This is a genomic window from Kribbella yunnanensis (genome assembly GCF_039529655.1).
Classification (GTDB): domain Bacteria; phylum Actinomycetota; class Actinomycetes; order Propionibacteriales; family Kribbellaceae; genus Kribbella; species Kribbella yunnanensis.
Genome location: NZ_BAAANF010000015.1, coordinates 177,376 through 201,852, shown reverse-complemented (window position 1 = coordinate 201,852; position 24,477 = coordinate 177,376). Strand labels below are relative to the sequence as shown.

The window sequence follows — 24,477 nt, the reverse complement described above, 5'->3', positions numbered from 1 at the left end:
CGTGCTCGAGGAGAATTGATTGCCCGCTATCAATCTTCGATTCGACGGCCTCAGTTCAAGAACCGGTCCGCTCACGTGGTCACAACTATATATGTGGGACTATTTCCAGCGGATGTCGCCAGGTGTGGAACGGTACGACGTCAAGTTCAGTCACATCCTTCGGCCGGCTGCCTCGATATCTACGGTCGAGCGGGTGCTGGAGATTCTCGTGCGGCGTCACGAAAGTCTCCGCACCGTGTTCGAAGTCGGGCCGGACGCGGTTCCGGCTCAACGCGTTCTCGGCGCCGGCGTCATCGTCGCGGAGATCCTCGAGTCGCCGACCGGCAGTGCGTGTGAGCCGGCAACGGCGCGCACGTCGGAATGGCCTCTCGAATTCGCCGTCCGAACCACCCGTGGCCTGGTCACGCGGATAGACTTTGCCGCCTCGCACCTCGCCATCGACGGCTGGGGCGCACAGCGATTGCTCCACGATCTCGATGCCGAATTGCGGTACGCAGAAGCGGGTGTGCCGCGGCCCGAGGTGACGGCGCAGCAGCCTGTTGACAGGGCTGCCGCTGAGCAGACGGAGAGTTTCCGATCGCAGAATTCCAGCGCGCTGGAATTCTGGGCTTCGCAATTGCGGGAGCTGCCGTCGCGGCATGTCCCCAAGCTTCCGCGGCCCGACGAAGGTGGCACTCGGTACCGATGGGGTCAACTTACTTCCGCGCGACTTCTTGAATCCTTGTCGACCATACGCTCGGTGGTTCGTTGTACCGCTTCTGCTCCGTTCCTGATGGCGATCAATTCGGTCACGGCCCAGGTCACCGGGGCCGACGCGAATGGATTCCGCGTGATCTTCCACAATCGGATCGACAGGGCGGCCGCAACGTCTGTGGGATGCTTCTTCCGCGAAACCCTGATCGCGCTGGACGGCCGTGGCGACAGTCGTGAATCGTTGCGCCGCACCAGCCGGGGCATCCTGCAGGCCTGCCGGCACGCAGCGAGCGACCCGCGTGCGGTCGAAACGATGCTGCGCGGAGCCGGCCGGGATGCCTATACAAACAATGCCCGCCTGGCCTGCTTCAACTTCTTCGACCATCGAGAACCGGGTGCGGAGCTCCAGCGAAAGCAACGGCTGCCGGGTGCCGAGGGGCCAACCGGGTTCGAGTGGCTGCCAGGGCTGGATCGTGACGGTCAAATGATGTATTGGAACGTCGATATCCACCACGGCGGTGTCGTTCTGCGGCTTCTGGCGGACAGTGAACACATCCCACCGCAATGGATCAGGTCGGCGCTGTATGAATGCGAGCAAACGCTTGGCCTGGTGGCACGTGAGCTGACTTCATCTGACGCCACGATCAGTGATCCGGGCTGACCTCGGCCAGTGCATCACACACGCACGACACGACCTGATTTCGCTCGAGTTCGGTGAGCCCGGTAATCATCGGCAGTGAGACGATCCGGCGTTGCAGGGCACTGCAGTTGGCAAAGTCCAGGTCGGCAAACATCTTTTGATGCGCGGGAAGTTCATAGATCGCCCGGGGGTAGTGAATGTCCCACCCAATTCCGTGCTCCGTCAGCAGTTCGGTGAATCTGCGGCGTTCTGGCACATCGAGAACGTAGACATAGTAGCTGTGTGCGGAATAGTCGGTGACGTCCGGATTCTTGACCACTCCGTACGGCGCGAAGGCGTCGTTGTAGACATGCGCCAGCGCTCGGCGCTCCTCGAGGAATTCCGGCAGGAGTTTCAATCTCTCCGTCAGATACGCCGCCTCCATGGGGTGCATCCGGAAATTCAGCCCGATCTCCAGATGCTCGCCGCCGGTCCGCCCGTGGTCGTTCCATCGCCGCAGGCGCAGCGCGAGCTGGGAATCATTGGTGACGACGGCGCCACCTTCGCCGAGACCGGCAAGTGGCTTGGTCGGACCGAAACTGAAGACTGCACAGTCGCCGAAGGAGCCCGCCATGCGTCCGTTCCGGGTCGCCCCCGGAGCATGGCAAGCCTCCTCGACCAGTGTGATGCCGAGCCGGGAAGTCTCCCGGCGCAGTAGGCTCAGGTCCGCCAGCCTGCCGTAGGCGTGGAAGGGGACTATCGCCTTCGTCCTTGGAGTTACCAGGGCGAGCGCGGCCTCTTGGCTCATCAAATGGGTTTCCGGATCGACATCTGCCAGCCGCACGGTGGCACCCAGCGCCAATGCAGGCTCTATGGTCGCAACGAACGTATTGGCAGCGGTGACGACCTCGTCGCCCGGGCCGATGCCCAGGGCGAGGTACGTGAGCATCAGCGCCGCCGTTCCACTCGCCGTCGCGACGGCATGGTCGACGCCACAATAGTCCGCGTAAGATGCTTCGAAGTCCTCGATCCATTGATTCGGCCGAGCAAATGTCGCCGAATCGAGCGCCGATTCAAGACGCGACCTGGAGCTGTCTCGACCAATCTCGTGCAGGCGTTTCAGATCACGAAATGGGACCGTCATGCGGGCTCCATAAGTCTACTGGTCAGTGTATGAGGGAAAGGTGCTCGGACAGGTCCAGGGGCCGCCTGTCCGCATGTTTTTCCAGGAGATCGTTCAGTAAAATCATGCCGAACAGGAGAAGTCCGATGGCTCTGTTCTTCCGCGTGCCCAGGCTGTCTTGTGTCACGGACAGCCGGCAGGCGGCCTCCGCCGTGACATGACATGCGTGAGCCAGTGCGACGTGCCAGGGAAACGTGCTTTCCGTACCTCGATCAGCGGCCGATGCGATCTCCGAAGCCATCCTCGGAATCGCCGTCAGGACGCTCCGCAGCAACGGCTCGTCGCGGGCCTTCCGCAAGGAGATTTGAAACTCGCGGCCGTATTGGTCGACGTTGAAGCCCGACGCCATCGTGGCATCAAAGATGCTGGCGCTGAAGAGCATCTTGGCGAGATCGTAATAGGGGTCCCAGTAGGCCAGGGTGCCGCGCGGGTCGACCAGCGTCACGCCGTTCGTGGCCTCGCGCGCCGGCCCAAACAGCATATTGCGCAGGTTCAAGTCGCCATGGACGGGAACTGTCAGCACGGCCTCGCCCAGATGCGTCCGGAGATCCCAGGCATCGGCACAGGTCCGGTTCAGACCTCGGATCACCGTCCCGTTCACCACCACGCTCTCCGCGGTGAGGAGACAAGCCGGAAGGCTGGCGCGCAATATCACCGCACGCCGAGCGATGCGGTCGAGATAGAAGTCCCGCCACAAACGCTCCGGATCGGTGCGGTGCCGGGAGATCGTGTAGCCGCATGTCACCAATCGATGCCAGACCCCCACCAGTAGTTCCGCGCCACGATCGGCATGGTTTTCGCGGATCACTTCGGCCAGCGGTGGTGTGTCGATGTACTCGAACGCATACGCGGACCAGTCCGGCTGATGAGTTTTCGCGAGTGTCCGCGGATAGCACTCGGCAATACGCGGTGCGACCTGGCGAAGATGCTCGATCTGAGCTTCCTTGCGGCGGAAGGTCTCCAGATCGTGACCGTCCACCAGACCCTCGCCGTCCGCGAGGCACTTCACCACGACCGGGGCCCCGTCCTCGCTTCTCCCGAGCCACGTCGTGGCCGAGGATCCGCCATGCATCGGAGCGATCGGCTGGATGCGGAAGCGCGTCATGGCGCGTTCCAGCGCATCGGAGTTCTTCACGTTACCGAGCCGGCCAGCCGGCGGCTGTCAGTGCCGCAACTTCCGCGCGCAGTTCCGCGAGGTCGCTGGGCCGGGCCGCGCACAGAAATTTCGCGAGATCCGACGGGACCGAGCTGAGCACCGGGGACAGTTGGTCAGTTTTCACGGACATGCCCGCAGGCGTCTCAAGACGGATTCGGTTCGATTCAAGTACTGCCGATATTTCGGGGGCGGGATGCCGATCGTATTTTTGATCCGGGGGCGCGGCGCCCTCGAATGATATATTGAACACCGTGCTGGCGGTCCACGGCGAATAGGTGAGATGGAAGGCGCCCAGCGGAATCACGCAGGAATCACCGGCAGCGTAGTTTGCGGCATAAATTACGTCTACGGGGCTGCGTGGCACAACGATCATCATCACGCGTCCACTGGTCACCTGGAATATCTCGACCTGATCCGGTTTGTTCCAGTGGCCGATCGAGCGCACCGGCTCGCTGGTCTCCAGGCTGCCACTCTCGTAATGGACCTCGTCGGCGTGCCAGAAGCCGCCATCTGAAATCTCCTGTATTTGCACGTTCCGGTAGGCCGTGTACAGCATCCGATCCTCGGAGCTGCCGGATGTGGGCGGTCTGATGTGCACGGCTGGACTTCGCGACTTTTCAATCAGTTCGGAAAGCCAAATTGTTTGAGCTCCGCATTTTTTCATGACGACGATCCTAAGTTGCGGTCCTGGAAATGTCGTGCGCGGCTGCTTGTCAGGGCCTGACGGTTGCCGAAGCAATGCGGCTGCACCAGTCTGGTGAGTGCCTGACTCGGGTTTTCCAGTACTGGTTCCACACGGTGTGCCGAAGAGCGCGATTGCGTTGTGGGTCGAGTAGCGTTGTGATTACCATGAGCACCGAGGAAGAGCGACTTCCGACCAGCGATCTCGTCGACGCGGTCGAGACCGCGCTGCAGGCACGGGGTGTCGCCTGGCGGAGCCCTCATGCTGGGCTGAGCGACGCTCAGAGGTTCGTCGTCACGCTGCCCGACGGAAGTTCGGTCTTCGTCAAGGCGGCCGTTGACGACCAGACTCAGCAGTGGCTGGAGACGGAGCTTGCCGCAATGTCGGCCGCCAGAGATTTCGCACCCGAAGTGATCGCGGTGACAGCAGCCGCCGGGCGGCCTGTGCTGGTGACGGAGTCCTTGCACGATCGTGCCTACTGGCCGGCGGGGGTCTTCGAGACTCCAGGCGGCGGCGGGCAGGAGGTCCTGTGGAAGCCAGGGCATGTCGAGCGTCTGTTCGACGCGCTCGATCGACTTGCGAAGGTGACGCCGCCGCCGGTCTTGCCACCTCTCGAGTCGGTCTACCGGCCCCAATGGGAGTTGATCTCCGAGGAGCCGGATCGCTTTCACGCTCTGGGGCTCGCCGGTCCTGGATGGCTGGACTCCGCGTTGCCAGAGCTCGTTGCGGCAGAGAAGGCGCTTGACCTACGCGGCGCGACTTTCGTGCACGGCGACGTTCGCAGCGACAACGTGTGCTTCCTCGAAGACAAAGTGGTGCTCGTGGACTGGAGCGACGCCAGTCGGGGCGCCGGCGGATTCGATCTCGCCAATCTGGTCCAGGGCCTGCCGCTCGAAGGCGGCCCCGATCCGCAGGACGTTCTGCCCGACGCGGCTCCCTTCGCCGCCTGGCGCGCCGGCGAGATGGTCAACCGTGCAGCCGAGCCGGCGCCTTCGTGGCTCGTGAACGTCTTCAAAAGGCTGGCGCTCATCAATCTGCACTGGGTGAGCGCAGCCCGCGGGCTTCCCGTCGCAGACCTGCGGGACTGGCGATCGATCTGATCCCGTAAGGCGGATCATAGTCGGCCGATAAGGACCGGTTTCGTGGAATTCTTCGACGCCGAAAATCTCGACGGCCATGAATCGGATAATCAGTGGACATCGTCGGCCAGCGGTCCTGTAATCCTGCTCGGTATGAACTGAGTAGTGCCGACGCCGGCTGTCGCCGACATTGGTTTTTTGGCAATTTCTTGCTGACATACGTCGATCTTGTAGCGGCCCCTGAAGGGCTGTAATGTGAGGAGCTCGCTCGGGTTTCCCGGAGCGATCGAACCATCGCGAGTTGCTTGGCAAACGACGAGATGGAGGCGGCGGATGTTATTCAGTCAAAAGGGGCTGAAGCCCGATGGGACTCCTTCATAGCATGAGCCCAGAGATCCCGATTTCCGGTCAGCAACTGAATCTGTGGCGGACTGTGAAGTCGACACGGATGCCCGCCACGCAATGTCTGTTCCAGATATCCGGCGAATTTCCACTGCCGGAGATGCGCGAGCGCTTGGCGCGGCTCGTACAGGTTTACGACGCTTTGCGGCTCGCGGTCGAGGACTCCGACGGGCCGGTTCTGCAGGTAGCCGACACCTGCGACCTGTGGATCCGCGAAGCTGTCGGGACGCAGACCGACGCGGCGGACCTGGCGCGCCAGGAGCGCGAGCTCGGATTCGATGCGGCTGAGGGCCCGCAGCTGCGCGTGGTGCTGATGCGCGACGCCGAGGTGTCGTGGCTGCTCTTGAGCGCCTGCGCGCTCTTCATGGACAGCACCAGCCTTCGCCTCGTGGCCGCTCAGCTCGTCGCGGCGGAATCTGAGCAGGCCGCACCCGCGCAACAGTATCTGGAGTACTGTCGGCAGCAGGACGTCACGGCGAGTGCTACTGCCGAGGAGACCGGGTGGACGGCTTTCGACGCGCCGCAACTGCCGTACGCCCGCGATGCCGGCCAGGATTCTGCTACCGAAGCCGGTCGATGGATCGACTGGACCAGCGTGCCCGGGGCCGGCCTCGAGCGGGTTTGCCGGGCCTACGGGCTGAATGCCGAGTCGGTCCTGATGGCTGCCTTCCAAGGCTTCGTCGGCAAGTTGTCGCGTCGCGGCGAGCTGCAGATGGGGTACGTGGCGGACGGTAGGACGCTGGAAGTACAGCGTGCCTGCGTGGGACTGCTGGCGAAGACGCTGCCGCTGCGAGTATCGATGCGGGCAGGTGCCACCTTGGTCGAGCTGGCGAAGCAGGCGGCGTCCGCGATCTGCCTGGCGAGGGAACAGCAGGATGCCTATGACGCTTCGATGCAGGCGTGGCAAGTGCCGGATGACGCACACCGGGTGGCCTTCGAGTTTCTGCGAACCGAGATGCCAGTGGCACAGCCCGCTGGTCCGCGGCTCGAGTTTTGCGCCGGCGGTTCGGACGAAAGCGATCTGAAGCTGGTGGCATGGGTGCAGGCAGAGCGGGTCGGCCTGGCCCTGGTCGGCCGGCGGGCATCGTTCGATGCTCAAGCTGGGCCCGGTCTACTCAGCCTGTTCGTGCAGTGGCTGGCGCGCCTGCTCGACGCCGAGAAATCAGCCGTTCTCTGCTCCGGACTACTGGATGCCGAGTCCGCCGACGCAGTCATAGCCGGCCTCAACGCTGAGGCCGATACCGACGCGCAGCCGCGCGATGTGCCTGTTCATGCCCTGTTCCGGAACTGGGCGGTGGCCACGCCTGACGCCATCGCGGTGGCCGAAGGGGAGGGGGCGTTTCTCACGTACGGTGGCCTGGCCAAACGCAGCGACGCATTCGCGGCGCACCTGCGCTCCCTCGGTGTTCTGCCTGGCGACACGGTCGCGATTCATTTACCCCGATCGGCGGATCTTCTCGTCGCCGTCCTCGGCGTCTATCAGCTGGGCGGCTGCCACGTCCTCCTCGACGTCCAGTTGCCGCAGGCACGCAAAGCGGGAATCCTGAGCGACTCGGCCGCCAAAGTGATGGTCTCTCGCCACACAGAGGAGAGATGGGGTCTGCCGGTAGTTCTTCCGGATGTTCCGGAAGAGGGGGCGACGCAGGAATCGACGGCCGCGGAGATGCCGCTCGAAAGCACGGCCTACCTCGTGTACACATCTGGCTCGACCGGCCGGCCGAAGGGGATTGCCGTCAGCCATGGTTCGCTGACTCGTTACCTGCAGTGGGCGTGGCGGCGCTACGCGGACGGCAAGCCCGTCGGTGCGATCGCGCACACATCTCCAGACGTGGACCTGAGCATCACGGCACTGTTGCTGCCGCTGGTCGCGGGGGGCTGTGTGGAGATGGTCGAGGAGGGCGACGGCATCGACGCACTGGCCCGGCTGCTGCGCCGTACCGGCCATGCTGGATTGCTGAAGATGACACCGACCCACGCCATGTTGCTCGCCGGGCACTGGGCGATCGAGGACGATCCGCTCCCTGGGTTCGACGGCCTCGTTCTGGGCGGTGAGAACTTGCTCTACGAACATCTCTCGCCTTGGCTCGGCCACGTTGAAGCTCCGCTTCTGGTCAACGAATACGGACCGGCAGAAGCCACCGTGGCCTGCTGCGCGTTCGACATACCTCAGCAAACCGGGCACGGACGAGTTCCGATTGGCGGCCCCATAGCCGGCGCCAGGCTGTACGTGCTGGACGAGGCTCTGCGTCCCGTTCCCGACGGTGTGCGCGGGGAGCTGGTGATCGCGGGAAGCGTGCTCTCGGAAGGGTACAGCGGACGTCCCGCACTCACGGCCGCTGCGTTCATCCCGGACCCCTTCGGTCTCGTGCCCGGAGCAAGAGCCTATCGTTCCGGTGACCTCGTCGCCGCGTGTGCGCCTGGTTGCCTGGAGTACCTCGGGCGTAGGGATCGTCAGGTCAAGATCCGCGGCTTCCGCGTGGAACTCGACGAGATCGAAGCCGTACTGCATGCGCATCCCGAGGTTGTTCACGTCGCCGTGGATCTGCGTCTCTTCGCGCAGGACGTCGGCATCGCTGCCTACGTGGTACCTGGAGCGGGAGCCGCGCTGTCCTCGCACGCGTTACGCGACTTCTGCAAGGACAGGCTGCCCGCGCACATGGTGCCCAACGACATCCTCCTGCTCGATGCCCTGCCTCTGACGCGCAGTGGCAAGGTCGACCTGATCGCACTGGCGCGACAGGCTCCAGTGGCCAGGTCGGAGGCGGACTACGTGGCCGCGCGCGACGAGATCGAAGCGGCCCTGGTCGAGATCTGGGAGACGTACATCGGAGTTGAGCGCATCGGCGTGCGCGACAATTTCTTCGATCTCGGTGGCCATTCCATGATGGCGATGCGGATCCTGTTCGACATCCGCGGCAGAATACCGGCGGAGTTGGAGCTCGGAGACATCTTTGATCGTCCGACAGTGGCGGAGCTCGCCGAATTCCTTCGGCAGCGCGGGGTCGGTGACGGGCAAGGGACCGGGCCCAGGCTGCCGGCGGGCATCGAGCTCGACCCGGCGGGCCGCTACGAACCGTTCGTGCTGACCGATGTGCAGCAGGCCTACTGGGTGGGTCAGACCGACGCCTACGAGCTTGGCAACGTCGGAGCTCACGTCTACCAGGAGACGCAGTTCGACGGGCTGGATCTGCGGCACCTGGAGACTGCGTTGAGGAAACTGATCGATCGCCACGACATGATGCGCATGATCATTCTGCCGGACGGTCGCCAGCAGGTACTCGAACAGGTTCCCGACTACGAGATCGAGGTCTTCGACCTTCGGGATCAGACCGCGGGCGAGCAGCAGGCTGTCGTCCTCGGAATCCGCGACCGGATGACTCGTCAGGTGTTCGACGTGTCGCAATGGCCCTTGTTCGCGGTCTGCGCCTGCCTGATCGACGAACAGCAGATCCGCCTCCATCTGAGCTTTGACGCACTGATGGCCGACGCCTGGAGCCTGGAGATTCTGTTACGAGATTTCTCCAAGCTGTACACCCAGCCCGAATTGGCGCTTCCGCCGCTGCAGCTGACCTTCCGCGACTACGTGCAGGCAACCGCCGACCCACTCCGCTCGCCACTGTTCCGGCAAGCTGAGGACTACTGGAGGGATCGGATCCGGAGCATCCCTTCAGCGCCGCAACTGCCGATGCTCAAGCAGCTGGGTGAGGTCGCCGAGCCGCGGTTCGAGCGGCGGAATCACCTCGTGGACGCCGAGCGATGGGGCCGGATCAAGCTGCGCGCCGCGGCAGCAGAGGTCACTCCGTCGGCGCTGCTGCTGGCGGCCTTCGCCGAGGTTCTTTCGCGCTGGAGCAGAACGCAGAGCTTCACGCTGGTGCTGACGGTTTTCGATCGTCAGCCTTTGCACCCCGAGATCGACGACATCGTGGGAGACTTCACCTCCCTGGTACTGATCGACTTCCAGCCGTCGGACGCTGATTTCGAACAGCGCGCGCAGGAGGTCCAGCGGCGGCTGATGGAACGATTGGGGCATCGCTTCTTCAGCGGCGTCCGCGTGCTGCGTGAGATGGGTCGCCAGCAAGGCTTCAAGTCGGCTCCGATCATGCCGGTGGTCTTCACCAGCACGTTGACACACCGCAAGCCCGACGAGGCGACGTTCCTCAAGGATCAGCAGGTCGATGCGATGGGCGTCAACCAGACGCCGCAGATCTATCTCGATCATCAGCTGGTCGAAGAGAATGGCGAACTCAGCCTGAACTGGGACAGCCTCGACGAGCTGTTTCCGGCCGGCATGCTCGATGCGATGTTCGAGCGCTACTGCGCCTTCGTCGATTCGCTGACCGAGGAGTCCGCCTGGCGACAGCCGCCGGATCTGCTGCCGGCCACGACGCTCGACGCCTACGCGAGCCTGAACGACACTTCCGTGCCGCCACCTGCGGAGCTCGCCCTCGAATCCATCCTGCGGACAGCGGCGTCACGGCCGGACAGCCCGGCAGTGATCACCGGCACACGACAGGTGAGCTACCGCGAACTGACCGACACCGCGTGGCGGGTAGCGCACGCGCTTCGCGGTCAAGGTGTCGCTCGTGGAGATGTCGTGGGAATCCTGCTGAACAAGGGCTGGGAGCAGATCGCCTCTGTCCTCGGCGTAGTTCTGGCCGGCGCGGCCTACATCCCGATCGACCCGCAAGCTCCGGTCGAGCGTGTCGAGTACGTGATGCGCGATGCCGGCCTTTCCGTCCTGATCACCCAGGACACGCTGAGGCAGCCCCTCAGCGCCCAGGTCAATTATCTGTCGTGGGACGAGCGGACCTGGTTCGAGGAACAGTCATGCCTACCGTTCGCGCAGACGTGGCGTTCCGAGGATCTGGCTTATCTCATCTACACCTCCGGCTCGACCGGTCGGCCCAAGGCGGTCATGATCGAGCACGGCAGCATTGCCGACTTGATCGCGGACGTCAACGCCCGATTTGCCGTCGGGCCGGACGACAGGGCGCTCGGGCTCACGGCGCTCCACCACGATCTCTCGGTCTTCGACATCTTCGGAGTGTTGAGCGCGGGCGCGGCGCTGGTCCTGCCCTCGGCTCATCTGCAGCGCGATCCTGAGCACTGGACACACCTCGTGACGGTGCACCAGGTGACGCTGTGGAACTCGGTACCCGCGTTCATGGCGATGTTCTTGGAGTACCTTTCCGGATGCGGTCGTGGACCGTTGCCGCGGACGGCGGGGCTGCGTGTGCTGCTGTCCGGTGACACGATCTCCCTGTCCCTGAACGAACTCATGCGGCAATGGCTGCCCGAGGCGGCGCTGTACAGCCTGGGCGGGCCCACGGAGACCACGGTGTGGGATATCTGGCACCCCATCGGACTGGCCGGCGCCTACACCGGGCGCTTGCCTTACGGCCGGCCGCTGAACAATGCGCGCTACTACGTACTGGACAGTGAGGACCGGCTCTGTCCGGTGAACGTCCCTGGGGAGCTGTGCATCGCCGGCGCGGGATTGGCGCGCGGCTACTGGCGGGACGAGCAGAAGACAGCGGCCAAGTTCTTCCACCATGAAGCGACCGGCGAACGCCTGTATCGCAGTGGCGATCTGGGCTGCTTGCGCTCGGACGGCACCATCGACATCCTGGGGCGGCTGGATCGCCAGGTGAAGCTGCACGGACAGCGCATCGAGCTGGAGGAGATCGAGCTGGTTCTGCAACGGCATCCACTCGTGCGAGCAGCGACAGTCGCGCTCAGAGCTGATGTCGGCACCGGCACTTCGCTGACGGCTTACGTGGAGCTGGTCACCGATCACACCACCGTCGCCGAACCGCCTGAGGGCAGCACGGACAGCCACGGCATGCTGCTCAATGCCATCGAGCGCATCCAGTTCAAGACGGACCAGCGGGGCATCCGCAAAGACATCCCGGCGCAGACGCGCACCGTCGACCTTTCCCGGCCGGAGCTGACCGACAAGGATCTGCAGGTTCTGATGAGGCGCCGGACCCAGCGGCACTTCGAAATCTCGCCGATCAGCCATGGCCACATCGGCGGATTCCTGAGCCTGCTCATGCAGATCATGCCGCCAGGGTTCGCGATGCCGAAGTACCAATATCCTTCTGCCGGCAACGCTTACCCACTGCAGTGCTATCTGCTGGTGCGCGCGGGCAGGATCGACGGAGTTCCCGAGGGGGCCTACTACTACCATCCGGTCGAACACAGGTTGATCATGTTTTCGCCGGAAGGCAACTGGGACGATACTCTGCACGCCGCCAACAACGTGCCGGTATCGCAACAGGCTGCCTTCTCGTTGTTCGTGCTGTGCGACATGGCGGCGATGGTGCCTCTCTACGGTGCCAAGGCGGCTGAGTTCGGGCTGCTGGAGGCGGGGCACCTGGGCCAGCTGCTGATGTCGCGGGCACCGGATTTCGATCTGGGGCTCTGTCCGGTGGGCACCATGGAGTTCGACGAACTGCGTGGACGCCTTGCTCTCGGTGACAGCCATGACCTGTTTTATGCCTTCCTCGGCGGCGCCGTGTCCGCGGCGGAATTCTCCGATCCGAAGCTCTATCTCACCGACACGTCGAAGAAATGGACGGAGCCCGCCGAATCCGCTCCCGTCGACGCGCTGGCGCCGTTCGTGCGCCGGCTGCTGCCCCGGCACATGGTTCCGGACCACTTCGTGCCCGTCGAAAAAATGCCCTACAACAGCAACGGCAAGGTCGATGTCGCCGCGCTGGAGGCGATCGAGGTGCACGGCGCCGAAGCACTACACGATTTCGCCGAGCCGGAGACCGAGTTGGAGCAGGCCCTCGCCGGGCTCTGGGCCGATGTGCTCGGTGTCGAAAGGGTCGGCCGCCACGACGACTTCTTCCAGCTCGGCGGTGATTCGATTCTGGCGGTGCAATTGATGAATCGCTTGCGGGCATCATTCTCGACAGAAATCCCGCTCCGCGAGGTTGTCGCGGCGACGACGGTGCGGCAACTAGCTGCAGTCATCGAACAGAAGCTGGCTGCCGAGCTGGACTGACCATGTGTATCGGTCGGGTGTCAGGTTTCCGAATCTCAGGTACTGGGGCGACCGTCCGTAGTGCGAGTTCGTCCACGAAATCAACTCTGATGATCCGGCGGAGTCCGCCGGGACGACAGACTCAGAAGAGATCGAGGGGCACAAGGAATGGATCGATCCGAGGCAACCGAGCGGCGTGCAAGGCTGCAGCAACGGCTCAAGGACGGAATCGACGCGCTGGCCCGAAGCGGTGCCGATGGCAAGGCCCCAGAGATGCCACGGCGTCAGGACGGCCCGCAGGCTTCCCGCACCTTCGATCCCTTTCCGCTCACCGACATGCAGGAGGCTTATTGGGTGGGACGGCAGAGTGGATTCGAGCTCGGCGGGACCTCGATCCACAGCTATCGCGAGACCGAGATCGAGGACCTGGACATCGAACGGCTGAGCGCGGCCTGGTCCGCGCTGGTGCGCCGGCACGGTGCCTTGCGCTCGGTGGTGACCGATGCGGGGACGCAGCGGATGGTCGCGGAGACGCCGCCCTACGAGATCGCCGTCGAGGATCTGCGTGGCCGCGCCCCGGAGGTCGTCAACGCGCACCTGGATGCGACCCGCCATGAGATGTCCCATCGCTTGTTCCCGCTGGATGTGTGGCCGCAATGGGAGATCAGAGCGACCAGGATCGACGAGCGATTGACGCGCCTGCACATTGGTTTCGACGGCATGCTGATCGACGATCGCAGCTACCAGATCCTGATCAGGGAGTGGATCAGGCTGTACCGTGATCCCGCGCTCTCGTTGCCTCCTTTGGAGTACTCGTTCCGCGACTACGTGCTGGCAGAACGAGCCGGGCGAGAGTTGCCTGCTTATACCCGGGCCCTCACCTACTGGCGGGAGCGGGTGGCCGGCCTGCCAGAAAGTCCGCAGCTGCCGATGGCCAAGCAGTTCGGTGCGGTGCGAGCCAGGTTTCAACGCTACAGCTCCAAGCTGGACCGGGACGAGTGGGAGATCCTGAAATCACAGTGCCGGGAACATCGGGTCACGCCCGCGGGCCTGCTGCTGGCCTGTTTCATGGAGGTACTGGGCCGATGGAGCAGGTCTCCGGAGCTGACTGTCAGTATGCCTACGCTGAATCGACCACCGCTCCATGAGCACATCAACGACGTTGTCGGAGATTTCGCCTCCTTCATTCTCATAGGCAATGACGGGCTCACCTTGGGAACGTTGATCGAGCGTATTCAGGGTCTCCAGCAACGGGTCTTCGAGGGCCTGGAGCACGACTGTGTCAGCGGCGTGCGGATCATCCGCGAGCTCACCCAGCACAGACAGTCCTCAGGGTCGGTCGAGGTGCCGGTGGTGTTCACCATGGCTTCCAGTCTGCGTGACGGACGGGCTGCGGCAGAGCCCAGGGCGGAAGACGCCGAGGTCCTGTTCGGTATCACGCAAACACCCCAGGTCTATCTGGATCATCAGGCCGCTGAGATGCAGGGCTGCCTGCATTTCAATTGGGATGTGGTCGAGGAGCTGTTCCCTCCTGGACTGCTACGCGTGCTCTTCGACGCCTATTGCAGCTTGCTGCGGGGCTGCGCAGCTGATCCCTCCCTGCTGCACCAGACCTCCCCGGTCGACATCCCGCCGGAGCAGCGACTGGAGCGGGTGCAGGCCAATGCCACCGACGCACCGATCCTCGACGGTCTGCTCCATGATTTCGGCGGCTCGCTCGATGCTGCTCTCGCGGAGGCGCCCGCGGTGATCAGCAGCCGTCGGACCCTCAGCCATCGAGATCTGGCCAGGCTGTCAGGAGCGCTGGCGCAGGAACTGATCAGCGAAGGGGTTCAGCCCAACGAACTCGTCGCGATCGTGGCGCACAAGGGATGGGAACAGATCGTTGCCGCGAGGGCGACGCTCGAGGCCGGCGCTGCCTACCTGCCGGTGGCTGCGGATCTGCCGCCGGACTATCGCCGACGACTGCTCGAGCGCACGCGAGCACGGATCGTCCTTGCGCCAAAGGCCCTGTTGCAGGCGCAGGAATTCGCCGGCCTTTGCCGGATCGCCATCGACGAGGTGATCCCTTCGGAAGCAGCCCGCGACGAAGCGGAAGCCGTGGCAGCGCCGTGCGCACCTGATGATCTCGCCTACGTCATCTTCACCTCTGGGTCGACAGGTCAACCCAAGGGCGTGATGGTCAGCCATCGCAGCGCCGTCAACACCCTGCGGGACGTCAACCAGCGGTTCCGGTTGACAGCGAGGGATCGAGTGTTCGGGATTTCGTCACTCAGCTTCGACCTGTCGGTCTATGACATCTTCGGCGCGCATGCCGTCGGTGCCTGCGTGGTGCTGCCCGAGCCGGACGGACTGCGGGACCCGGCTGCTCTGCTTCGTCTGATGCGCGCCCACGGCGTCACAGTATGGAATACCGTGCCGGCGCTGATGGAGATGCTGGTCCAGTACGCCGAGGACACCGGGGAACGCCTGCCGCCGAGCTTGCGGCTGGTCTTCTTGGGGGGCGACTGGATCCCGGTCGACCTTCCGGACCGCGTCCGGGCCCTGTGCGACGACGTCGAGATCGTCAGTATGGGCGGCAACACCGAGGCCGCGATCTGGTCGATCTTCTTCCCGGTCGGCTCCGTGTCTCCTTCCTGGCCGAGCATCCCCTATGGTCGCCCGCTGTCCAACCAGCGTTTTCATGTGCTCGACGAGCAGGACCGCGATTGCCCGGTCTGGGTTCCCGGCCGGCTCTGCATCGAGGGCACCGGCTTGGCCGTCGGCTACTGGGACGACCCTGCGCAGACCGATCTCCGCTTCCGCCGCAGAGCAGGAAAGCGCGAGCGCCTGTACGACACCGGTGATTGGGGCCGGTACCTTCCGGGCGGCGACATCGAATTCCTGGGACGCGACGACCGCCAGGTGAAGATCAACGGATTCCGGGTCGAATTGGACGAGGTGGAGTTACAGCTGCGCGCGCATCCGTCGGTGGCCCGCGCAGCTGTGGTCAAGACCGAGTCCAACCAGCTGCTGGCCGCCGTGACGCCGGCTGACTCCTCCTGCACCGCCGAAGACCTGCGATCGCATCTGGCGGAGCTTCTGCCGACCTATTTGGTGCCGTCGCGATTCCTGGTGCTGGACACCTTACCGATCACCACCAATGGCAAGCTCGACTACGCCTCGCTCAAGAAGGAGACGGCGCGGACCGCGCGGTCGGCAGCACCCGACGACGACCGTAGCCGCCATTTTCTTGAGGACATTGCCGATATCTTGGGCCTCGAGCAAGTCGACACCAGCAAGAGCCTGATCGCGATGGGAGCCGCTTCGATCGAAATCGTGCGGCTGAGCAATCGGGTGCGCGGCTACGCACAGGATCGTCTGGGGCTGCAGGACTACTTTGCTGCTCCGTCGATCGACGCGCTGCTTCTCGCGCTTGCGGACGACCCTCACACGTCCGACCTGGCGCCGCCGAGGCAACGGGGCGCCGCGGGGGGACTTGCGACCGGCAGGACAAGCATCGAACTCTCCGTGAAGCAGGCCCACGTGGGCCTGCGCAAGGACCTTGGGGAAGCACCGGCGGTGCGACTTCTGCGCGAGTCCGACGCCGACCCGTCGCTGCGACGCCGGCTCCGCTCCCGCAGGTGCTACTCCCTCGACCCGATCGGTTTCCGTACCCTCAGCCGCTGGCTCGCCACGTTGGCCGCGCTGGGTCCTGAAGGCGGTCCGAGCTATCGGTACGGATCGGCGGGCAGCCTTTATGCCGTTCAGGTCTACCTGCATGTGAAACCGGGCAGAGTGTCGGGGCTGTTGGGCGGTGACTACTACTACCACCCGGGACAACAGAGTCTGGTCGAGCTCGGCCCGGGTTCCCGCGTGAACAGGGACGTCTACGGCGACGAGAACCGCCTGATCTACGACCAGGCGGGCCTCGTGGTGTTCCTGGTCTGCTCGCTCGACGCGGTGGAGGCGTCCTACGGCGAGTGGGGTTACGACCTGGCCCTGTTCGAGGCAGGCTCGATGGGACAGCTGCTGCGCGAAGCCGCCGCGCAGCTCGGCCTGGGGGTGTGCAGTATTGGCACACTCGACTTCTCAAGGGTCAGGCCCGGCTTCGGCATCGACGAGCGGCACCTCTTGCTGCATTCGCTGACCTGCGGTGCCGTTGACGAGGGGAACCTGGATCTCGACGGGGAGAACCGCGTCGGGCGTGAGGCCGCTGAACTGGATCGTGCTGTGTCTCTGCTCCGCCGCGTCGATGCTCTGGACGAGCCTCACGCCAGGGAGCTGGAGGCTTGTATTGCTGGAGATGGGCTCGATGAAGCCTGAAATCTACTTCAACTCGTTTCTGCGAGACTATCTGGAAGACGACAGCGAGTTGTCGACCGCGCTGGGTCTGGGCAGCCGAACAGGGCTGGTGCTCGGGAACGGTGCACTGACCGAATGCACAGAACGTTTCGTCGCCGAGCGCATTTCCAGGGCCCGGGCCTGCCTGGACACCTTGGACGGGTTCGACGAGGCAACGATGAGTCGCGACGAAGCCCACTCCAGGCGGCTCCTGTACTGGTATCTGCAACGGATCGTGGACGCCGAACCGTACTGCCTGAACAGTTACCCGGTGCATTCGAGGGGTGGCTTGAGTGATCTTCTGCTGAGTGGTGTCTCCCAGCAGTTGCCGATGCTGCTGATCCACGGACATGCGATCTTCACACGGCAGGATGCCTTCGACTACCTCTCCCGCCTGCACTCCGTTCCGGTCAAGCTGGAGCAACTGCAGGCTGTGCTGATCGAGCGGCATGCCCGCGGTTTTCGCACGCCGGCATTGGTGATGCAACGGGCCATCGAGGCAATGCGGGTCCATGCGACGGCGGGGGCCGGCCACCCGCTGTTGCTGAGTTTTCGGCAGAAGCTCGGGGTTGTGCTCGATATCAGTGAACGCGAGCGGGCGGTGCTCCTGCAGATGGCTGCCTCCGCTATCGCCGAGAGCGTTTCGCCTGCCTATGGCAACTTGATCGGAACCTGCGTCGCCCTCGTCGCCGAGGCGCCGGAATCCTGTTCCCTGGCTGTGCGCGACGACGGTCCCGGCTATTACCGGTACCTGCTGACCAAGTTCGCTACCACAGACGCAGACCCCGAGACGCTGTATCTGCAAGCGCAGGGCGAGTTCGAGCGAGCATGCGACGAGCTGCGATCCTTCCTGGGCCATCGGGACCTGTGTCTTTCACCGCGCTGGGCCTCGGACCTGGACACCAGCGCGGAAGCACTGTTGGCAGGCGCCCAGGCTTGCATCGACGAAATCTCTCCCCAGGTAGCTCGAGATGTGGCCGGCCCGCTGTCGCATCCAGTGCGGGTGGAGCCGATGGACGAGTTCATGCGGCCTTTTGCCGGGCAGGGATATTATCAGCCACCTTCTTGTTTGAGCGCTGGTTACGGGGTTTTCCGCCTCAATCCGGAAAGCTGTCGAAGAGAGCCCGCGGCGCTGAGAACCTTGACTGTGCACGAGACGATTCCAGGTCACCACCTGCAGTCTGTCCATCTGTACGGGCGGGCTCCGGCCCTGCCGGCGTTCCGGCTGGCCCTGCCGTTCCACGGCTACACCGAAGGCTGGGCCGTCTACGCGGAGCGGCTGGTCGCCGATCTCGGCTTCTACGAAGGAGACCGGGTCGGTGAGCTCGGCCGGCTCGCCGCCGACCTCCGCCGCTCGACGCGGATGTTGCTGGACACCGGAATTCATCACCGCGGCTGGTCGCAGGGGCAGGCGCGGCGGAGGCTGCATTCAGAAATTGGAGAAATGGCATGGCTCGACGAGGAAATCGAGCGTGTCTGCATACAGCCTGGTGAGGGTGTTTCTTATAAAGCAGGTGAACTAGCCCTGCTGAGTGCGCGTGAGCGCGCGCGCAAGTCCTGGGGCGCAAAATTCGACTTGGCTCGATTCCATCACCGTGTCCTTGATCTGGGGCCCTGCCCGTTGACGATGCTAGGAGAACTGGTCGTCGCGGATCCCGTTTAATGGCCTGGATCGGGCCGGGCCGCTTTCGTCAATCAACGCGGACGCTGGTAATCCGGGGCGTAAGAGAGTTACAGTACTATGGTGTCAGCATATTCGCGGCAACTCTTCTACTCGCTCCATGCGGGAATGAGCGAGGTCAAAAAACGTCTGTTCTGCAAGCTGTTGGCTGAAGAAGACATCGATCTGCAGCAAATACCGATACTGCCACAGCCGCGGTCCCAGTCCGATTATCCTGCGTCGTCCGCGCAGGCCAGTGTGTTTGTTTTCGAGAAATTGTACCCGGGCACCGCGGTCTACAATGTTCCCTCCATTGTCCGGCTGGGTGAGAGGCTGCAGCCAGAACTCCTACGGCAAGCTTTGCAGCAGACGATCGATCAGAACGAGGTGCTGCGCCTGGGCTTTTGCCTGCGCAATGGGACAGTCCGGCAGGTTGTTCACCGATCCGTGCCGGCCGTCCTCGGTGAAGATCGGATCGCCGATGCCCCGGAGGCTGAGGTCATGACGATTCTGCAGCGTCGAATCGACGACTTTGCTCTCCTGCCCTTCGATCTGCAGGTTCCGCCGCTGCTCCGGGTGCAGGTCATTCACCTCGACCGCCAGGAACAGTATGTGGTCTTCGTCCTGCACCATTTGGTCACAGACGCTTTGTCGGTGCGTCTGCTCGTGCGTGAGGTCGGAGACAGGTACCAGTGCCTGCGACAAGGACTGCCGTTCGAGGCGCAGCCGCAGCCCATCCAGTACGTCGACTATGCCTTGTGGGAACAGTCCGAGGCCGGTCGATCGTCTCGCCTCCAGAGTTTGGAGTACTGGCGTTCGGTGCTGGGTAACAGACGGCCGAGGTTGCCGCTGCCAACGGATTTCCCCCGGCCTGCCCGCCGTGACCATCGCGGCGCGGTTCATCGTCTCACGGTGGACGAGTCGGTGGTGGCCCGTCTGCGCGACTTCGCCCGGGCCGAGGGCGTCACGATGTTCGTCGTGATGCTGGCCTGCTACAAGATCCTGCTGGCCGGAGTCGCGGGCGTGAACGACGTGCTGGTTGCTGTCCCCATGAGCGGCCGAAGCCGGGCCGAACTGGAAAAGCTGATCGGGTACTTCGGCAATACGGTGCTGTGCCTCAGTCGGCTGTCGCCGACGATGACGGTGCACGAGGCAGTGGCTGCTGTACGGGACACGGTGCTGGGAGCGCATACCCACCAGGACGCGCCGTTCGAAGAGGTGGTCTCGAACTGGCGGTCAGGTGAGCCGTTGGAAGACGGAGCGTACGACGCGATGTTCGAGTTCCTCGATTTTCGCCGACCCAGTGCTTCCACGGAGGTAGCCCAGGAGTCGAGCTGGCCGGCGCCGGTGTCCCTGGACTTCGATGTCGAAGTACATACCCAGACGGCGAAGTGCTCCCTCTTCCTCTGCTGCTGGGAGTCAGGTCAGGCGCTGGACGGCGTTGTCGAGTACGACCCGGACCTGTTCGCTCCGGAGACCGTCGCTGCCTGGATCGAGCAGTACATCGGTCTGTTGGAAGCCTTGCCCGGCTCGCGTGATCGCGTCATCGGAGAACTGCCGGTGGCGGGCCTGGACGACCGCCGGCTCTTCGAGGAAGGCTTCCGGTACCCGACCGAGTCGTCCGCATCCTGACAAGCAAGGAACGGTGCGCAGATCGACTCCCCGCTAGTACATCGATCGGAAAAGGCCGGGACGCGATGTCAGATACGCAGGGTGGTACCAGCGGTAGCCTGAGAACCGACTATGTCCGCAAGGACTCCCTTACCTCCTTCAGAACCCATGTGGCGACTCTGCAGCCTGATCTGGTGCGGGGAATGAAGGAGTTGACGGGTGGCAATCCTTTTCTGGAGCACGTTGCGCTCCTGTCCGCAGTGGCTGTTTACGTGAAACGGCACGGCGGTCAGCAGTACTTCGTTCTCCATTCCCCTTCGCCGGCGGGCTCCGGGGATTCATGGTTCCCCGTCGTTGTTGATTTCGAGCGCCTTCAGACCTTTCAGGACGTGCTCGAATCAATGAGGCAGCAGCTCCGGGCTGCCTATCAGTCACCGTCGGCAGCGATCGGTGCCGGTGACTGTGCCTCCCCTGCCACGCTGGTGAGCACAGCCGACTTGCATTCCGATCCCCGAGCTGCTCCGGTCGGCCTGCACGTTCGTATTCTCGAGGCCTCAAAAGAGGTGTCCTGCCGATACAGCAGCGACCTCTACCGGTCGGATACCGTCGCCGACGCGGTGAGCGGCATGGTCAACATCCTGGACCTGGGCCTACGGGCACCTGCGGTCGAGCTGGAAAAGATGTGGGAAAGCGGACCTGCTGATGTCTCCGCCGTCCATGAGTGGAATGATACCGAGATCGCCTACGAGCGCGACAGCACGCTGCAGGCTCTCGTCGAGCGAACCCAGGCGCAGTTGCCGGACAGCATCGCCCTCGCCTGCGAAAGCCGCAGTTACAGCTATGCCGAACTCGGACGCGCTTCGGGCGCGATCGCCGCACAATTGCGCGCGAATGGCCTGCGCCCGGCAGGAGGCGTGGCCATCTTCGCCGGGCGGACGTTCGCTGCGGCCGCGGCCATGCTGGGGGTCCTGCGGGCCGGTGGCTTCTACCTCCCCGTGGACAGGTTGTATCCCGCCAAGCGTGCCGCGTACTTGCTCGCTGACGCGGAACCGGAGCTGGTTGTGGTCGAGCGCCGATTGCACGCAGAGCTGCCGGAGACGAACTGCCCGGTGCTGTGCATCGAGGACCTGCTGACGGGTGACAGCAGCTCAGGATTGCCGGCCCTGGATTGTCCTGTTGCTCCTGCTTACTTGATCTACACGTCCGGCTCCACCGGAAATCCGAAAGGCGTTCTGCTCGACCAGCGTGGCCGGGTCAACAACTTCTCGGATTTCAACAGGCGTTTCCAGATCGGGCCCGGAGACTGTGTCCTGGGATTGTCGTCGATGAGCTTCGACATGAGCGCCTACGACGTTCTCGGCACCTTCATGGCAGGCGGCAAGCTGGCTCTCGTGTCGGAGCGCGAGCAGGCAGCGCCGTCGGAGTGGCTGGAGCTGATGCAAAGGGAAAGAGTGAGCATCTGGCATTCTGTGCCCAGCCTGATGCAAAGTCTCTTGGATCATGTCGAGTCCTACGAAACGGTTGACACGGTGCCGTCGTCACTGCGGCTGGTGCTGCTGGGCGGAGACTGGATTCCAGTGGGCATGGCCGACCGAATACGGGCTTTCTGGCCGAAGGCCCGTATTGTCGGTCTTGGCGGCGCCACTGAGGTTTCGATGGACTCGACCTTTTACGCCATCGATCATGCCGATCAGAACTGGAAAAGCGTTCCTTACGGCCGGGCCATGGCCAATCAAAAGGCCTATGTTATCGGTGAACGGGGCAGGCTGGCGCCGACCGGCAGCGCTGGTGAGCTGTTTCTGGGTGGCGATGGCGTGGGCTGGGGATATCACCGTCAGCCGGGCCTGACCGCGGCCAAATTCAGGCCTGATGTGTACAGCGGCGGACCGCACACGCGGCTTTACGCGACGGGTGACCTCGCAAGGTTCCAGCCCGACGGCCAGCTGGAGCTGCTGGGCCGGCGGGATTTTCAGGTCAAGCTCCATGGCTGGCGCATTGAGCTCGGCGAGATCGAGGCTGTACTGGCGCGGTATCCCGGGATCACGCGCGCAGTGGCGCTGGTGACAGCGGCGGAGCAAGGTGGCCCGGTGCTCTCCGCCTTCGTCGCGACTTCGGGGGAGCTTGACCTGTCGGCACTGCGTCGATCCCTGTCGGAACACCTGCCGTACTACATGATCCCGCAGCAGATCGTGCCGTTGCGCGAGCTGCCGTTGTCCGTGAACGGCAAGATCGACCGTGGCCGGCTGGTCAGCTTGCAGCCACCGCGCGCCGCCGAGACTCCGGAATCGGCGCTGGCCGTTGTGGTCGCCTCGGTCTTCGCGGAGCTGCTCGGCCGGGAATGGGTCGGACCGGGTGCGGACTTCTTCGCGCTGGGCGGCCACTCCCTACTGGCACTGCGCCTGGTCTCGAGCCTCGACGATATTTTTCGGGTCGAGGTGCCCTTGCCCGCGGTCTTCGAATTCTCTACCCCGGCGGGGCTGGCCGCGTACTTGGAGCGGGAGGCCCGGGCGAGATCCATTGACCTGGACCAGGTTGTCGAGCTGTGGAATTCGGTCAATCGCATGAGCGCGGGCGAGATCGACGCGCTCTCTCGCCAAGAATTGCGGGGTGGCCAATGAACAACTCGCAGCCGCTACCCGTGAGCGAGCAGCTCGGAGATGCCGAGCCTCATGAGATGCCGACAGATATGGGGCAGCTGCTGAGACAGGGCCACACCAGGCTGCAGCAAGAAGACGAAGCCCTGTACTCGCTGCTGGAGCAGGAGTTTCAGCGCCAGCAGACGTCCCTGAATCTCGTGGCTTCCTCGAGCGTTGTGGACCCGACGACTCATGCTTGCATGGCGTCGGTGGCGGCGAATGTTACCGCCGAAGGCTATCCGGGCCGACGCTACCAGGGTGGCTGCGAGGTGATCGACGAGATCGAGCTACTGGCGATAGAACGGGCCAAGGTGGCATTTCGCGCCGAGTTTGCCAATGTCCAGACCCATTCGGCCTCGATTGCCAACGAAATGCTCCTGCTGCGGCTGCTGGAGCCTGGTGACGTCATCCTGGGCATGCGCCTGGATGCCGGCGGGCATTTGACTCACGGCGCCGGCGCTTCGGTCTCGGGCAAGCGTTTCCGGGCTGTTGGTTACGGCGTCACGGCAGAAGGCTTCATCGACTACTCTCAGGTGCGTGATCTGGCCCTTGCCCATCGTCCGAAACTGCTGATCTGTGGTGCCACCGCCTATCCTCGGCACATCGATTTTCAGCGCTTCCGTGAGATAGCAGACGAGGTGGGGGCCTTGCTGCTGGCCGACATCACTCACGTCGCCGGGCTGGTCGCGGCGCGGTTGCACCCGAGTCCTTTACCGCATGCGCATCTGGTCACCACCTGCACGCACAAGCAGCTCTACGGGCCTCGTGGCGGCCTGATTCTCCTGGGACCGGACCGATCGGGGTTGTGGAAGGGGGACGTCAGCCTGGAGGACGAAGTGCAGCGAGGCGTTTTTCCTTATTTCCAGGGGGCCCCGGTTCCCAATGTGATCGCGGCCAAGGCTCGAGCATTTCATCGGCTCACGACACCTTGGTTCCGAGAGCTCGCCTTGCGAATCAAGGCCAACGCCGGCGACCTCGCCACCGGTCTGGCGCAGCGCGGCTGTGCCATCGTTTCGGGCGGCACGGACAACCATCTCGTCATGGTCGACGTGGCCTCCTCCTACGGACTCACCGGCATCGTCGCTCAGAAGGCGCTCGAGCGCTGCCGCATCAACGTCAACAAGAACGCCATCCCGAACGACGCAAAGTCTGTAGCGATCGCCAGTGGCATTCGCTTGGGGAGCAATACCACTTCGCTACGAGGCTTTGGCAGCGCCGAGATGGAGCAATGCGCTGATCTGGTCGACAGGGTGCTGCGTGCAGCCAAGCAGCGCGGCGAGCGTGATTATTCGCTCGACGAGCAGGTAGCCGCCCAAGTGGAAGGTGAAGTGGTGCAGCTGTGCCGTCGGCATCCGATGGACGGCTATCCCGTCACGGGAGGGCCGGAGTGAAGCGGACGTGCTCGACGGCGGCGGGGACGACCTGTCACGAGGCGGAGGCCA

11 protein-coding genes and 2 pseudogenes are annotated in these 24,477 nt (G+C 63.9%); 10 read left to right on the top strand and 3 right to left on the bottom strand.

What is annotated here, in order from left to right; all coding sequences use genetic code 11:
- Positions 1 to 19: 19 nt before the first annotated feature.
- Positions 20 to 1,354 carry a condensation domain-containing protein gene (locus tag ABD231_RS20570; RefSeq protein WP_344154181.1) on the top strand — a complete coding sequence of 445 codons (1,335 nt, stop codon included), beginning with the start codon at positions 20 to 22 and terminating at the stop codon, positions 1,352 to 1,354.
- On the opposite strand, the gene ABD231_RS20565 is transcribed toward ABD231_RS20570, so the two are convergent.
- The 3 genes from ABD231_RS20565 to ABD231_RS20555 are packed head-to-tail and all read right to left on the bottom strand — an operon-like array spanning position 1,338 to position 4,315.
- Entirely contained in the window at positions 1,338 to 2,456 is a 1,119-nt protein-coding gene (locus ABD231_RS20565) for a DegT/DnrJ/EryC1/StrS family aminotransferase (RefSeq protein WP_344154178.1), read from the bottom strand. The two genes, ABD231_RS20570 and ABD231_RS20565, sit on opposite strands and share 17 nt — an antisense overlap.
- 22 nt (positions 2,457 to 2,478) lie before the next feature.
- Positions 2,479 to 3,630: a phosphotransferase family protein gene (locus ABD231_RS20560; protein ID WP_344154175.1), complete on the bottom strand. Its 1,152-nt coding sequence runs from the start codon at positions 3,628 to 3,630 to the stop codon at positions 2,479 to 2,481.
- A 1-nt stretch (position 3,631) separates the two neighbouring features.
- Entirely contained in the window at positions 3,632 to 4,315 is a 684-nt protein-coding gene (locus tag ABD231_RS20555; RefSeq protein ID WP_344154172.1) for a hypothetical protein, read from the bottom strand.
- Positions 4,316 to 4,500: 185 nt separating this feature from the next.
- Here ABD231_RS20555 and ABD231_RS20550 point away from each other — a divergent pair, with 185 nt between their 5' ends.
- The 9 genes and pseudogenes from ABD231_RS20550 (at position 4,501) to ABD231_RS20520 (ending at position 24,426) form a co-directional block, all read left to right on the top strand.
- Complete coding sequence (locus ABD231_RS20550; RefSeq protein ID WP_344154169.1) at positions 4,501 to 5,433, top strand: phosphotransferase; 933 nt, start codon at positions 4,501 to 4,503, stop codon at positions 5,431 to 5,433.
- Between the two features lie 361 nt (positions 5,434 to 5,794).
- Entirely contained in the window at positions 5,795 to 12,826 is a 7,032-nt protein-coding gene (locus tag ABD231_RS20545) for an amino acid adenylation domain-containing protein (RefSeq protein WP_344154166.1), read from the top strand.
- Between the two features lie 147 nt (positions 12,827 to 12,973).
- Positions 12,974 to 14,395: pseudogene (locus ABD231_RS42200) on the top strand (condensation domain-containing protein); the annotation flags it as partial.
- A 63-nt stretch (positions 14,396 to 14,458) separates the two neighbouring features.
- A pseudogene (locus ABD231_RS42195) lies at positions 14,459 to 15,733 on the top strand (amino acid adenylation domain-containing protein); the annotation flags it as partial.
- Positions 15,710 to 17,110, top strand: coding sequence for a SagB/ThcOx family dehydrogenase (locus tag ABD231_RS42190; RefSeq protein ID WP_425554194.1), 1,401 nt, complete (start codon positions 15,710 to 15,712; stop codon positions 17,108 to 17,110). The pseudogene ABD231_RS42195 and the gene ABD231_RS42190, both read left to right, overlap by 24 nt.
- Positions 17,100 to 18,791, top strand: a complete 1,692-nt coding sequence (locus ABD231_RS20535; protein WP_344154160.1) for a DUF885 domain-containing protein — start codon at positions 17,100 to 17,102, stop codon at positions 18,789 to 18,791. The genes ABD231_RS42190 and ABD231_RS20535 overlap by 11 nt, the downstream gene beginning before the upstream one ends.
- Before the next feature lie 126 nt (positions 18,792 to 18,917).
- Positions 18,918 to 20,420 (top strand): condensation domain-containing protein, encoded by a 1,503-nt coding sequence (locus ABD231_RS20530; RefSeq protein WP_344154157.1) that lies wholly within the window; start codon positions 18,918 to 18,920, stop codon positions 20,418 to 20,420.
- A 182-nt stretch (positions 20,421 to 20,602) separates the two neighbouring features.
- The gene (locus tag ABD231_RS20525) at positions 20,603 to 23,017 is read left to right on the top strand and encodes a non-ribosomal peptide synthetase (RefSeq protein ID WP_344154154.1); all 2,415 of its coding nucleotides are present in this window, start codon (positions 20,603 to 20,605) and stop codon (positions 23,015 to 23,017) included.
- Between the two features lie 20 nt (positions 23,018 to 23,037).
- Complete coding sequence (locus tag ABD231_RS20520) at positions 23,038 to 24,426, top strand: serine hydroxymethyltransferase (protein ID WP_344154151.1); 1,389 nt, start codon at positions 23,038 to 23,040, stop codon at positions 24,424 to 24,426.
- Positions 24,427 to 24,477 lie beyond the last annotated feature (51 nt).

Excerpts from the sequence above, each read along its gene's own strand:
- ABD231_RS20555 (WP_344154172.1), bottom strand. The coding sequence starts at position 4,315 with ATGAAAAAATGCGGAGCTCAAACAATTTGGCTTTCCGAACTGATTGAA.
- ABD231_RS20530 (WP_344154157.1), top strand. The coding sequence starts at position 18,918 with ATGAGCGAGGTCAAAAAACGTCTGTTCTGCAAGCTGTTGGCTGAAGAA.
- ABD231_RS20565 (WP_344154178.1), bottom strand. The coding sequence starts at position 2,456 with ATGACGGTCCCATTTCGTGATCTGAAACGCCTGCACGAGATTGGTCGA.
- ABD231_RS20525 (WP_344154154.1), top strand. The coding sequence starts at position 20,603 with ATGAAGGAGTTGACGGGTGGCAATCCTTTTCTGGAGCACGTTGCGCTC.
- ABD231_RS20535 (WP_344154160.1), top strand. The coding sequence starts at position 17,100 with ATGAAGCCTGAAATCTACTTCAACTCGTTTCTGCGAGACTATCTGGAA.
- ABD231_RS20545 (WP_344154166.1), top strand. The coding sequence starts at position 5,795 with ATGAGCCCAGAGATCCCGATTTCCGGTCAGCAACTGAATCTGTGGCGG.
- ABD231_RS20550 (WP_344154169.1), top strand. The coding sequence starts at position 4,501 with ATGAGCACCGAGGAAGAGCGACTTCCGACCAGCGATCTCGTCGACGCG.